At 61.9% G+C, this 12,397-nt stretch carries 11 protein-coding genes; 4 read left to right on the top strand and 7 right to left on the bottom strand.

Features of this window, described 5'->3' with window-relative positions; genetic code table 11:
* Nucleotides 1-30 precede the first annotated feature (30 nt).
* Together FM113_RS05945 and FM113_RS05940 are read left to right on the top strand one after the other, a co-directional pair.
* Nucleotides 31-1,446 (top strand): APC family permease, encoded by a 1,416-nt coding sequence (locus FM113_RS05945; RefSeq protein ID WP_254908895.1) that lies wholly within the window; start codon nt 31-33, stop codon nt 1,444-1,446.
* Nucleotides 1,447-1,647: 201 nt separating this feature from the next.
* Nucleotides 1,648-2,469, top strand: a complete 822-nt coding sequence (locus tag FM113_RS05940; protein ID WP_087012489.1) for a hypothetical protein — start codon at nt 1,648-1,650, stop codon at nt 2,467-2,469.
* On the opposite strand, the gene FM113_RS05935 is transcribed toward FM113_RS05940, so the two are convergent.
* Nucleotides 2,466-3,302 (bottom strand): biotin--[acetyl-CoA-carboxylase] ligase, encoded by an 837-nt coding sequence (locus FM113_RS05935; RefSeq protein WP_087012487.1) that lies wholly within the window; start codon nt 3,300-3,302, stop codon nt 2,466-2,468. The genes FM113_RS05940 and FM113_RS05935 overlap by 4 nt on opposite strands.
* A gap of 296 nt (nt 3,303-3,598) precedes the next feature.
* On the opposite strand from FM113_RS05935, the gene FM113_RS05930 reads away from it, so the two are divergent.
* Complete coding sequence (locus FM113_RS05930) at nt 3,599-5,200, top strand: acyl-CoA carboxylase subunit beta (RefSeq protein ID WP_087012485.1); 1,602 nt, start codon at nt 3,599-3,601, stop codon at nt 5,198-5,200.
* Complete coding sequence (locus tag FM113_RS05925) at nt 5,197-5,547, top strand: hypothetical protein (RefSeq protein WP_254908894.1); 351 nt, start codon at nt 5,197-5,199, stop codon at nt 5,545-5,547. Before FM113_RS05930 ends, FM113_RS05925 begins: the two co-directional genes overlap by 4 nt.
* A gap of 60 nt (nt 5,548-5,607) precedes the next feature.
* Here the strand turns inward: FM113_RS05925 and FM113_RS05920 are convergent, their stop codons facing one another.
* From FM113_RS05920 to FM113_RS05895, 6 genes are all read right to left on the bottom strand, one after another.
* Nucleotides 5,608-6,540, bottom strand: a complete 933-nt coding sequence (locus tag FM113_RS05920) for an ABC transporter substrate-binding protein (protein ID WP_176387093.1) — start codon at nt 6,538-6,540, stop codon at nt 5,608-5,610.
* Nucleotides 6,541-6,751: 211 nt separating this feature from the next.
* Complete coding sequence (locus FM113_RS05915) at nt 6,752-7,588, bottom strand: ABC transporter permease (protein WP_087012481.1); 837 nt, start codon at nt 7,586-7,588, stop codon at nt 6,752-6,754.
* Nucleotides 7,585-8,376 (bottom strand): ABC transporter ATP-binding protein, encoded by a 792-nt coding sequence (locus FM113_RS05910; protein ID WP_087012479.1) that lies wholly within the window; start codon nt 8,374-8,376, stop codon nt 7,585-7,587. The genes FM113_RS05915 and FM113_RS05910 overlap by 4 nt, the downstream gene beginning before the upstream one ends.
* 36 nt (nt 8,377-8,412) lie before the next feature.
* Nucleotides 8,413-9,804: an NAD-dependent succinate-semialdehyde dehydrogenase gene (locus FM113_RS05905; RefSeq protein ID WP_087012477.1), complete on the bottom strand. Its 1,392-nt coding sequence runs from the start codon at nt 9,802-9,804 to the stop codon at nt 8,413-8,415.
* Between the two features lie 12 nt (nt 9,805-9,816).
* A complete protein-coding gene (locus tag FM113_RS05900) occupies nt 9,817-10,923 on the bottom strand; it encodes an alcohol dehydrogenase catalytic domain-containing protein (RefSeq protein ID WP_087012475.1) in 1,107 nt (368 codons plus the stop codon).
* Nucleotides 10,920-12,368: an amidase gene (locus tag FM113_RS05895; RefSeq protein WP_087012473.1), complete on the bottom strand. Its 1,449-nt coding sequence runs from the start codon at nt 12,366-12,368 to the stop codon at nt 10,920-10,922. The genes FM113_RS05900 and FM113_RS05895 overlap by 4 nt, the downstream gene beginning before the upstream one ends.
* Nucleotides 12,369-12,397 lie beyond the last annotated feature (29 nt).

Here is a 12,397-nt window from a genome sequence, read left to right as displayed (position 1 = left end):
ACACTGCTGCACAGAGTCAAGGGAGACATCGTGAGCACATCCACCCAACCGCAGATGAAACGGTCACTCGGCCTCGTCGGGCTCACCCTGTTCGGGGTGACCTACATGACCGTGATCACCGTGTTCACAACCTACGGGATCGTGAACCAGGTCACCGACGGGCACCTCCCGGCGGCGTACATCGTCGCGGTCGTGACGATGCTGTTCACCGCGGCCAGCTACGGTGCCATGGTGCGCCGCTATCCGGTCGCAGGATCCGCATACACCTATACGCAGCAGTCCTTCGGGGGCGCGGCGGGCTTCCTCACCGGCTGGGTGATGCTGCTCGACTACCTCTTTATTCCGATGATCAACTTCATGCTGATCGGGATCTACCTCAACACCCAGTTCCCCGCCATTCCGGTGTGGGTGTTCACGCTCGTCGCGCTCCTCCTTGTACTCCTGTTCAACATCCTCGGGATCAACCTGGTGAACAAGGTAAACATGGCGATCATCGCGCTTTCCGTGGTGCTGGTTGTCATCTTCATGGTGCTCGCTTTTAAGCACGCCCTGGGCGGCAACACCGAGATCAGCCTGATCGAGCCATTCACCTTTGGTGAAGGCGGCATCGGTGCGGTCGCGTCGGGTGCCGCGATCCTCGCCCTATCGTTCCTCGGTTTCGACGCGGTCTCCACGCTCTCCGAGGAGGCCAAGCGCCCGCGCAAGGACATCCCCCGCGCGATTGTGTTCGCGACGCTGCTCGGCGGCCTGTTCTTCATCCTCGTGTCGTGGGCTGGCGCTGTCGCCTACGCCCCGGACTGGGCCTCGCTGAGCGACACCGAGATCGAGGCAGCCGGTGTGACCGTCATGAATAACATCGGCGGAGAAGGGTTCACCGCGTTCTTCGTAGCCGTGTACGTTGTCGGCGCGTTCGGATCCGGCATGACCGGCCAGGTCTCGGTCTCCCGAATTCTCTACGCGATGGGCCGCGACGGCATGCTTCCGCGCCCGCTCTCCCGTCTGCACCAGCGCTTCGGCACCCCCGTCGTCGCCGCTGTGGTCGTCTCTGTGTTCGCGCTGTCCAGCCTGTTCCTCTCGCTCGACACCGTGGCGTTTATGATCAGCTTCGGGGCACTCGCCGCCTTTGCGATGGTGAACCTCTCCGTGATCCGGACCTACCTATTCCCGAAGGGCGGGCGACGCGAGCCGATGACGGCCCGGGCCATCCTGGTGCACGGCGTTGCGCCGCTGATCGGCTTCGCACTGACGATCTGGCTTTGGACCTCCCTGCAGCCCGAAACCTGGCTTGTGGGTGGGATCTGGCTACTCGTCGGCGTCGTGATCATCGGCTTCGTGACCCGTGGCTTCAAGCGTCCGGTCCCGATGATGGACTTCTCCGAGGGCGACCCCACGACTCAGCAGATCGACGCACTGGGCGAGGAGTACCCACTCGAGGGCACGCGCTAGCCCGCTGACTCCCCTGTTCCGCCGCACACGGGTGGGCCCCGAGAATCATTTTTCGGGGCCCACTCTTGCGTCGCTCACAATCATCGGTTTCAACGACCTATCCACAGTTCGTGGCCTCCGAGAACCTCGTGCTTTCACGATCCGTGGTGAGCACGTATCGTGGGGCACATTCGAGCAGCCACGCAACGATCGGAGGGCACCGTGGACGCACCAGCACTCATCCCGCTGATCTCAGCAGTGGCCGCGGTCATGGCAACAACCCTGGTGGGTCTCCGCACAATCTCCAGGCAGGCCGACCAGCGGGCGGACGCACACACGGAACAGATTCAGGGACTCGACACTCGGCTCACCTCGCAGATCGGCGAACTCGATACTCGGCTCACCTCGCAAATCGGCGAACTCGACACACGGCTCACCTCGCAGATCGGCGAACTCGATACTCGGCTCACCTCGCAAATCGGCGAACTCGACACTCGGCTCACCTCGCAGATCGGCGAACTCGATACTCGGCTCACCTCGCAGATCGGCGAACTCGACACTCGGCTCACCTCGCAGATCGGCGAACTCGATACTCGGCTCACCTCGCAAATCGGCGAACTCGACACCCGACAGACGTCGCAAATCAGCGAACTCGACATGAGACTCACCTCGCAAATCAGCGAACTCGATACGAGACTCACCTCACAAATCGACAAGCTTGACGCCAGCCTCACCGCCAGAATCGACAGCGTCGATACCAAACTCACGACGCGAATCGACAACCTCACCGCCCGGATCGACAGCATCGACGCCAATCTCACCTCCCGGATGGATGGAGTCGATGCCAAACTCACGACGCGAATCGACAGCCTCGGCTCCCGAATCTCCACGGAGTCCCAGGCCCTCCGAGTCGAACTCAGGTCGGACTTCTCTCGCTTCGACGATCGCTTGTACGCGATCGCAACCCACCTTGGAGATTCACGTGGAGGCCGCGGACTGCCCCAGGAGCCGCCCGCCCCGGCCGGGCGCGCTGTGCCGGGTTAGGGCACACGCAGGTGTTCAACATCGCCGGCGGAGACCGTGAGGACCCCACCGGTCGGCAAGTCCACGATGAGCGCCCCGTCCTCAGCGAGGGCTCGCGCACGTCCGTCGACGATCTCATCGCCGGGAAGGTGTACCCGCACCTCAGTGCCGAGCGTGAGTGAGTGACGTGCGACCCGTGCACGCGCAGCATCCGGCCGCGCTGTCGCAAGCGTGAGCAATTCCCGCAGCGCGGTAACGTAGTCGACCAGAATGCGATCGGCGAGCTCGATGCCGGCGGGCTCGAACAGATTCATCGCACAGTTCACGTCAGCACCTGCCGCGAGAAGCGAGGAAGCTCGGTCTGTGGGCAGCTCCTCCTCGGGAATCAAGAGGTTCAGCCCTGTCCCCACAACTACGCCACCATCCGGCAGCAGCTCGCACAGGATCCCGCAGAGCTTCTGCCCCGGTCGCCCAGCGATCGCGTCTTCTTCATCGCGCACGTGTACATCGTTTGGCCACTTCACGCCGACGCGCTTCCCCTCACCAAACCGTCGCTGCAGTGCGGTGGTCATCGCAGAGCCGACAAGCAGGGGCACCCAGCTCAGGCCCAAGCCCGTGCTCGTACCAGGGTGTCGCACAAGTACCGACACCGCGAGCGACTGCCCGGGCGGCGTGACCCAACCGCGATCCAAGCGACCACGACCGGCAGTTTGGTCCGAGGTCAGCAGCATCGTGCCGTCAGCCAGCGGGGTTTCCGCGCGTTGCGCGAGGTCCCGCAGCTCCGCGTTCGTGGAAGGCGAGCTCTCCCGCCAGATCACTCTGGGCAGAAGTTCGGCGGTGCGCGTCAGTTCCATGCCTCCACGGTATACCGGAAGGCGCTCAATCTGCCGTTCCTCAGGCCACGCACACGCTCGTCGTGAAGCACGGGTCCAGTCACGACAAACGAGCGGGTCGGAGATTCTCGGGCGAGGTACCGATATCCACGAAAAATCTCCGCAGTACCGCAGAATCTCCGTGCCGATGAGCGAGCGGGAGGTGGGCGCGGCAGACGCGTGAGGGCCACTTTTGGTAGAGAAGTGACGAAGGATCCGGGATTCCATTGGAGAGGTTCGGAGGGTACAGGCATGGGCTCCGCGCTAGGCTGGCATCCGTGACTGCAGAAAACGCCACTCCAGCGACCCCGGCCACCACCGCGGGGCGCATCGCCGACCATCGCCGCAAGTACCAGGAAGCCGTGGGCGATCGCGATGCTGCGGCCGCGGCCAAGCAGCACCCGCGCGGCAAGATGACTGCGCGCGAGCGCATCACCGCGCTGCTAGACCCGGGCTCGTTTGTTGAGTTCGACAAGTACGTGAAGCACCGCAGCGTGGGCTTCGGCATGGAAAAGAGCCACCCGTTCGGCGACTCGGTGGTCACCGGTGCGGGCACGATCCACGGCCGACAGGTCGTGGTGTACTCGCAGGACTTCACAACCTTCGGTGGCTCGCTCGGCGAAGTCGCCGGCGAGAAGATCGTGAAGGCGATGGAGTTCGCGCTGAAGACCGGCGCTCCCGTCTTCGGAATCCTGGACTCGGGCGGAGCGCGCATCCAGGAGGGTGTCGTTTCGCTCTCCAAATATGCCAACATCTTCCGCCTGAACACGATGTGCTCGGGTGTCATCCCGCAGATCTCCATCGTGATGGGCCCCTCGGCCGGCGGCGCGGTGTACTCCCCCGCCCTCACTGACTTCGTCATCATGGTCGACAAGACAAGCCACATGTTCGTTACCGGCCCCGACGTCATCAAGACTGTCACGGGCGAGGAGGTCGGCTTCGAGGAGCTCGGCGGCGCACTCACGCACAACAAGACGAGCGGCGTCTCCCACTACCTCGCGAGCGACGAGCACGATGCGCTTGACTACGCGCGCGCCCTGATCAGCTACCTTCCAGACAACAATCTGGCAGAGGCTCCCGTCTACGACAGTGACACTGCGCTCGAAATCACGGATGCGGATCGCCGCCTCAACACCCTGATCCCGGACAGCCCGAACCAGCCCTACGACATGAAGGTTGTCATCGAGGGAATCCTCGACTCCGGCGACTTCCTCGAGGTGCAGCCGCTGTTCGCCCCCAACATGCTCATCGGCTTCGGCCGCGTCGAAGGCCGCACGGTCGGTATCGTTGCGAACCAGCCGAACCAGATGGCGGGCACCCTGAACATCGACGCGAGCGAGAAGGCTGCACGCTTCGTGCGGTTCTGTGACGCGTTCTCGATCCCGATCCTTACCCTCGTCGATGTGCCCGGGTACCTGCCCGGCACCGACCAGGAGCTGCAGGGCGTGATCCGCCGCGGCGCGAAGCTGCTCTACGCCTACGCTGAGGCAACTGTGCCGCTCGTCACGATCATCACGCGCAAGGCCTACGGTGGGGCGTACATCGTCATGGGCTCGAAGCAGATGGGTGCCGATTTCAACATCGCCTGGCCCACGGCCGAAATCGCCGTCATGGGTGGTTCCGGTGCCGTCAACATCCTGTACCGCAAGGAGCTCGCGGCCGCCGCCGAGCGCGGCGAGGACGTTGAGGCGCTGCGCGCCGAGCTGACCGCGAAGTACACGGCCGATGTGACGAGCCCATTCCTCGCTGCCGAGCGCGGCGAGCTCGACAACGTGCTCGAGCCAGCGGGCACGCGCCTCGCCGTAATCAAGTCGCTGCGCGGCCTGCGCGGCAAGCGCACCGAGCAGCCCGCCAAGAAGCACGGCAACATCCCCCTGTGAGCGCCGTGCAGACCCCAACAAGCGCTGAGGGGATCGCCGCCGAGCTCCGCGGCGATCCCAACAGTGACGACCTCACCGACGGCCAACTGCCGCCCGACGCGGCCGCCCGCGACGCGGCCAAGCGCGAAGAGCTGGGCCCGCAGGATGACGCGATCCACGGCGAGGACATTCACTTCGTGACGCGTCAGGTGAGCGCGGAGGAGCGCGCCGCCGTGATTGCCGTGCTGACGCAGGTACGCTCCGAAGAATCTCAGCAGATGAAACGTGTGGCGCGCCGCGACCGTGAGCCCTGGGCCCGGTCGCAGCGCGTGCCCGAGGGCATCTCGGACCTGCTCGCAGAGGGGTAATCTCCACGTACGCGAGGGCTGGTCTGCACAGAGTCAGCCAGCCCTCGCGCGTTCCCTGCGCTACGGCTTGTAGCCCTCAGCGTCCTGACGAACACGATCTCGATCAAAATCATTCGCATAGTCGATGAAATCGTCGGAGAGCATCGTGGAAACGTCTACCTCGGCGCCGATGACGCCATCTGCAAAGAGCGAGTCCGCAAGACCTTGCCAGTCGTCGGCCCGATGCGCACCGTACCGATCAGTTCCGCCTTCGCCTCCGGCCATCAACTCGGCCAGCTTGGTGACCACCGCTGTCATACCTTCCAGCGACTGCGGAGTTGTCCCCTCATAGGTTTGCGTAGCAATCTGCGCCCCTGCTTCGGGGTTGTGCTGGATAAACTCCGCACCCATGGCCGACGCCCGGGCGATCGCCTTGACAAGATCCGGATCCGATTTCACCAGCTCCTCGCTCATCACGAGCGTATTGGACTGATAGGGGACCGAGTCCTGGCCAAACACCCGGAACTCAAGTCCTTGGTCCGCCCAATTCTGGTACTCCATTTCCCAGGTGAGGACCGCGTCGACGTCGCCCTGCTCCACTGCGAGCTGCCGACGTTCTCCGGCCACCACCCACTCCACGTCGTCAATAGTGAGGCCGGCACTCGCGAGCAGTGGTGCCGCAATCACTGTCCATCCTCCGTCTCCCAATGCCACCTTCTTTCCTTTCAGATCGGCGATGGAAGCAATCGGGCTGTTCGGTTTCACCGCGAATCCGAAGATGTTGGTCTGGAGATTATCGAATACCGAAACGATTGGGACTCCGGAGGCCCGGGCGGTCAATGCGACAAACGGTGAGGGGTATGCCACTTCTGCCTGCCCAGTTGAGACAAGTTTCGTTCCGTCGGTGCTTCCGAGCGCGCTTTCCAAGACAAATCGGATCCCGTTCTCTTCTGCGTAGCCAAGTTCATTTGCCACATGAAGATTGGCGTTCTCACCAGCGAGTTCTTTGTTCACCGCGAGCACGACTCTGACATCGCGCACACCATCCGATGCGGCGTCCTCTCCGCCAGGTGACGTGCCTCCACTTGGAGCTGCGGCGCACCCGAGCAACAGTGCTCCAGCGGCAACAACGCTCCCCAGACCGAAGAGAGTTCGTTTCATTCTGATTGACCTCATTGTCATTTCCTTTCCGTTTCACAACTGATGCAGCAAAGTCCCGGGTGAACTAGTTCTGCCAAGTGACGACTCGGCGCGCCAGGGCCGCGACCGAGACGTAGATAATGATCCCGATGACCGCCAGCGAGAGAATGATCGCGAACATGAGCGGAGTTTGAACCGTGCTCGCGTAGTAGATAAGGCGATTTCCCAGCCCTGTCGAGCCACCCACAAATTCTGCCGCGACCGTTGTGATCAGTGCGAAGATCGAGCCGATCGTGAGGCCGGTAAAAATTGACGGCAGCGCGTTCAGGAATTTCACTCGAGTGAACACTTCCCAGCGGCTCGCCCCCAGGTACTTCATCAGGTCTAGGTGCATAGCTGGCGTCTTCGTCAGCCCCGCCACCGTGTTCATCATGATGGGAGGAAATGACGCGATAGCCGCGGCAATGATCTTTGTCTCAAGCCCGTACCCGAACCAAAGCATGAGCAATGGCACCAGCGCGACAACCGGAGTCGTGATGAGGATCAAGATGAACGGCGAAAGGATCTTATCGAGGATCTGGTACTCACCGATTACTCCCCCGAGGACCACGCCGATCACGGCACCGCAGACAAACCCGATCAAGACCTCGAGCAGAGTAATTCCGGCGTTCGGCAAGATGACGTTCCCGAGATTCTGCCACCAAGCTTCCGCGATTCTCGTGGGTCGAGGGATTGTCCATTCGGGGACCCGTGCGACGGCCAAGACAACCTCAATGAGCCCGACGACGCCCACGAAGATGATCGCGGCAAGGAGTGTCCCTCGACGTCGAGAGGCTCTCGTTTTCCGCGACTCAGCTTGGACGCTTGCGATCGCTTCCTCATAGCGGGTCTCCCGCTCGGCGGTGAGCTGTTGCGCGTTCACTTCTCGTTCCTTTGCTCGTAGTACTGCTCGATGTGACTGCGAACCTCACGAACCTCATCGATGAAAGCGGGATCGCCCAACTGCGCCAGGGTGCGCGGTCGGGAAAACGAAACCCGGTGATCCGCGACAATCTCGCCCGGATTCGGCTTCATGCAGATCACCCTGTCGGAAAGCAGGACTGCTTCTTCAATCGAGTGGGTCACGAACAACACGGTCCTGCGTTGCGCTTCCCAGAAGTCCAGGAGCTGAAAGTCCAATTGTTCTCGGGTGATGGCATCGAGTGCCCCAAATGGCTCATCCATCAGGAGCACCTCTGGATCATGCGCGAGGGCGCGGGCGATCCCCACGCGCTGTTGCATTCCTCCAGACAACTCAGCTGGGTACTTTCCGAGCGCTTGGCCCAGCCCCACTTCCGCGAGCGCGCTTGCTGCACGCTCGCGGCGTTCGGCCTTGCTCCTGATGCCAAATTGCCTCAGCGCCAGCTCCACGTTCTGTGAGGCGGTGAGCCACGGGAGTAGGTTGGGAGCTTGGAATACGACTCCCACGTTCCCGCGATTCTTGTGAATCGGTTCGCCATTCAAACGAACTTCTCCGCTGCTCTCAGGTGCAAACCCGGCGACTGTTCGGAGGACCGTGGTCTTCCCGCACCCGCTTGGGCCGATCAGCGACACAAACTCGCCCTCATGAACGTTCAGCGTGACGTCACGCAGCACCACACTCGGTTCCCCGTGAACGAGAAACGCTTTGTGCATGTGCTTGATCTCAAGGATCGGATGTTGCCCGGTCATAGTTTTCCTATCGATGGATTCTGTCTGAGAGCCAATTCAGGCTGGCGAGAAATCGGAGAGGTTCCGGATGAGCTTCTTGACAGAAAACTCCGCTAGGCCGAAGCGGCCAAGCTCGCGGCCAGTCCCGGACCGCTTCACCCCGCCGAACGGGCCATCGATTGCCGACGCGGGTTCGGAGTTGATCCATACCATTCCGGTTTCGAGCTGCTCGGCGACCCGATGCGCACGCACAGCGTCGGTGGAAAACACGGATCCGCCGAGCCCAAAGTCACTGTCATTTGCACGGCGGATGGCGTCCGCCTCGGACTGAGCTCGGTACACAACGGCAACCGGACCGAAGACTTCTTCACGAAAGATGCGGGCGTCTTCCGGGACATCCGTAATCAGTGTCGGTGCGTAGAAGAATCCTCCGCCCGGCAGCTCTTCTCCCCCGATACGCACGTGAGCCCCGCGCTCCCGAGCGTCAGAAACCTGTTCTGCGATTTCAGCGCGAGCGCTTGCCGAGGAAAGCGGCCCCACCCCGTTGGCCGGATCCAGTGGGTCTCCAACTTGGAGCTCCCGAATCTCGCCCTCGAGTGCAGCGACAAATGCATCGTAAATCTCGTCGACAACGATGATGCGCTTTGACGAGGTACACGATTGGCCGGCGTTCCCAAACCTTCCACGAGCCGCGGCAGCTGCCGCGGCGGTGACATCCGCGTCTTCCAGCACGACAAATGCGTCCGAGCCACCCAGTTCAAGCACTACCTTCTTGAGGGCCTGCCCCGCCTGCGCCGCGACGCGAGCACCAGCACGCTCCGACCCTGTGAGCGAGATTCCTCGTACGCGCTCATCGTGAATCATCTGTCCTACTTGGTCATGTGTTGCGTACAGATTTTGATACGCAAACTCGGGAAATCCTGCAGCCTGAAAAATCTCTTCCATCACCGCCGCCGAGCCTCCGCAGATGAGCGAGTGCTTCAGCAAGATCGGGTTTCCGATGAGCAGATTGGGGCCAGCAAACCGAGCGACCTGGTAGTACGGGAAATTCCACGGCATGATCCCCAGCAGCGGGCCGATCGCCTCGGTGCGAATGACACCACTCCCTCCTCCGTATGGTCGCTGCATCGGTTCATCGGCGATGTACGATGGCCCCTCGGATGCGTAGTAGCTGTAGATATCAGCGCAATGCTCCGCCTCCCAGACTGCTTGGCCAATAGGTTTCCCCATCTCCAAAGCGATGAGTTCGCCAAGTTCCTGGCTACGGTCGCGGTACATAGCCGCCACCCGCATAAGTGCTGCCGCGCGTCCGGCGACTCCCATGTCCAAGAGAGCGGTGCGTGAGGCTGCGGACCGGACAAGCGTCTCATCGATCTGAGCCTGGGTTGCTTCAGGGAACCGGGCCCGCTCTTGGCCGGTCGCAGGATTCAGAGATACGTATCGTGTCATTTCCGGGTCCTCCTAGATTCCAAAGCGGACGATTTTCCGCTTCCCAATGGCGCGTTCGAGGCCTTTCACGCCCGCAGCCGCCTGCTCAAGCGGGACTTCCTCGCCAATCAGCGACTCAATATCAAGCATTCCCGCGAGGTAGAGGTCGATCATCTTCGGGAAATCGACTTGGGGTCGTGAGCTCCCGTAGTAGCACCCGAGCAGCCGTTTCCCGGTGACCACCATTTCCCACACTTTGATCCCGATCTCTTCCTCCCGCGGAGGCAGTCCTACAACAACTCCTGCACCACCAGATCTGACCATCGGAAGAAGTGTCGGAATCGTCTGGGGCCGACCGATCGCGTCAAATGCGAAATCGACACCATTGGGAACTCGGGCAAGCACCGCCTCTACTGAGTCGACTGCCCCTGGATTCACCACGTGCGTAGCACCCACTAAGCGAGCTTGGTCCAGGCGATCTTCGGATAGATCGACCGCAATGATCTCCGCGGCTCCCGCGAGTTTGAGGCCCATAATCACCGACTGCCCCACGCCACCGCAGCCAACTACCACTGCAGTCTGGCCCGCGCGGAATTCAGCCGTGTTGAGCACCGCACCGATCCCGGTGGTCACTGAGCATCCGATCAGTGCTGCAACGCTGGAGGGTACGCTGTGCGGCACTTTCACAACTGCAGCCTGGGGCACAAGCGTGTATTCCGCGTACGCTCCTACGCCCAGGAAGGGCTTGAGGGACTCACCATCAGCCCCAACCAGAGGAGAAGTCCCGTCGGGAAGCGTGTTCTGCAGCGCCTTCGTGTCCTGGCACAACCATTCCCGCGCATTCTTGCAGTTGGCGCAGATCCCACACGGGGCCCACCACGACATGACAACTTGGTCGCCGAGACCCACTGCTGTGACGTCAGGGCCGATCGCTTCAACGATCCCAGCCCCCTCATGCCCAAGGACGATCCTCTCGGTTGCCGGATTGTCGCCATGCAACACGTGCAAGTCAGAATGGCAGATCCCAGCTGCCAGAAGACGCACCAGAACCTCGGTGCCCTTGGGCTCTCGAACCACTGCGTCTCCGATGTATGGTTCGCTGGTGCCACCTTCGAACATGAGCGCTTTGAACTGCTTCATTTTGTAACTCCTTCTGACGATTCCGGTTGTGAGGTGTTGCCGAGTTCAGTGCCGGGGTGTTTGAGGTCCCATCGCTCGGCACGCTCGATCTCCAACCCGACAGAGAAGACGAGCTGTTCAGCGAACGGTGACCCGATGAGTTGCACCCCCGTGGGGATACCGAAACGCGATATGCCACTGGGTACCGCAAGGACGGGAAGCCGATTCGCGATATTGAAGGGCAGGGTCATATGCGCCTGCCAATAGTGTTCGAGATGCGTGCCATCGACGGAGACGCCATCTAGGTAATCGCCCGCGGCATCGAGAGCGGCCACCGCGGATGTTGGGCAGATCAGAAGGTCGAAACGGGTAAAGACGTCTGCCAGCAGCTGCTGGATACGGTGCTCCCCCTCTATCGAGTCATACAACGTATTCCGCCGCGCCTGCGTCGCTGCATCTTCGAGGAATCGCCGTGTATAGGCGGACACATCTCCGGCTCTCGATACCGGCTCCTGCATGGCAGGGCCGAGGATGTTTCCGAAGTGAGTAAACGCTGTTCGGTGGACGTCATCGTGCCGAATCTGCAGGTTGACTTCTTCAACGGTGTGCCCCGCCGCGGCCAGTAGCTCCGCAATGCGACGGGTATGCCGAGCAACGTCCGCGTCCACAGCGTACCCGCCAAGATCCACGCTAAGTGCCACACGAAGTCTGGGCGTCGCCTCGGAGTCTGTTCGGATGTGCGGACCGCCCGGGATCGAAGCCGCATCACCTGCGTGGAGGCCACTCAATACGTTCGTCAGTAGAGCGACATCGGCCACCGTCCGCCCCATGGGACCGTCTCCTCGATACCAGTCTGCCGCCAGCGGGCCATCTCCTGGGATCCGGCCAGCTGGCGCTTTGTACCCCACCGTCCCGGTGAAAGCCGCAGGCAGTCTCGTCGACCCCGCGATATCGGATGCTGTAGCGAGTGTAGTGAACCCCGCCGCCAGTGCAGCTCCGGCCCCGCCCGAAGACCCCCCGGGGGAAAACTCCAAGTTCCAAGGATTCCGGGTTGTCCCCCAAAGCAGGCTGTGGGTGACGGTCGCGCAACTGTACTCCGGCGTTGTGGTGCGTGCATGTATGATCGCACCAGCGTTTCGGAGCCGATCCACGACCGGGTGATTATGCTCCGCGATGACCCGTGAATGCCCGAGGAGACCCAGCTCGATTCGGTGCCCCGCAATCTGGTGTTTCTCTTTGGTCGCAACGGTAACTCCGAGCAACTGAGGAAGCGGTTCGCCCGGTTCCGCACGGCGGTACCGGAGCTCTGCCGCACGGGCATGTTCTCGTGCTTCATCGTGCAGTCGTTCGGTGAATGCGTTGATCACCGCGCCATGTGCCAAGTCCCGAGCAATCTGGGATTCAAGCACCTCAACTGGCGACAGAGTGCCTGCGCGAAACTCTGGGATGAGCGCTGTTGCACTCATGAAGCAAACGTCATTGTCCAACCGTGTAC

This window comes from Leucobacter sp. 7(1) (assembly GCF_900163635.1).
Taxonomy (GTDB): domain Bacteria; phylum Actinomycetota; class Actinomycetes; order Actinomycetales; family Microbacteriaceae; genus Leucobacter.
The sequence above is the reverse complement of the archived record's forward strand: the minus strand, read 5'-3'. Positions and strand labels throughout refer to the sequence as shown.

Coding starts and splice junctions, on each gene's coding strand:
- FM113_RS05900 (WP_087012475.1), bottom strand. CDS start 10,923: ATGAAGCAGTTCAAAGCGCTCATGTTCGAAGGTGGCACCAGCGAACCA.
- FM113_RS05935 (WP_087012487.1), bottom strand. CDS start 3,302: ATGGAACTGACGCGCACCGCCGAACTTCTGCCCAGAGTGATCTGGCGG.
- FM113_RS05895 (WP_087012473.1), bottom strand. CDS start 12,368: ATGAGTGCAACAGCGCTCATCCCAGAGTTTCGCGCAGGCACTCTGTCG.
- FM113_RS05910 (WP_087012479.1), bottom strand. CDS start 8,376: ATGACCGGGCAACATCCGATCCTTGAGATCAAGCACATGCACAAAGCG.
- FM113_RS05905 (WP_087012477.1), bottom strand. CDS start 9,804: ATGACACGATACGTATCTCTGAATCCTGCGACCGGCCAAGAGCGGGCC.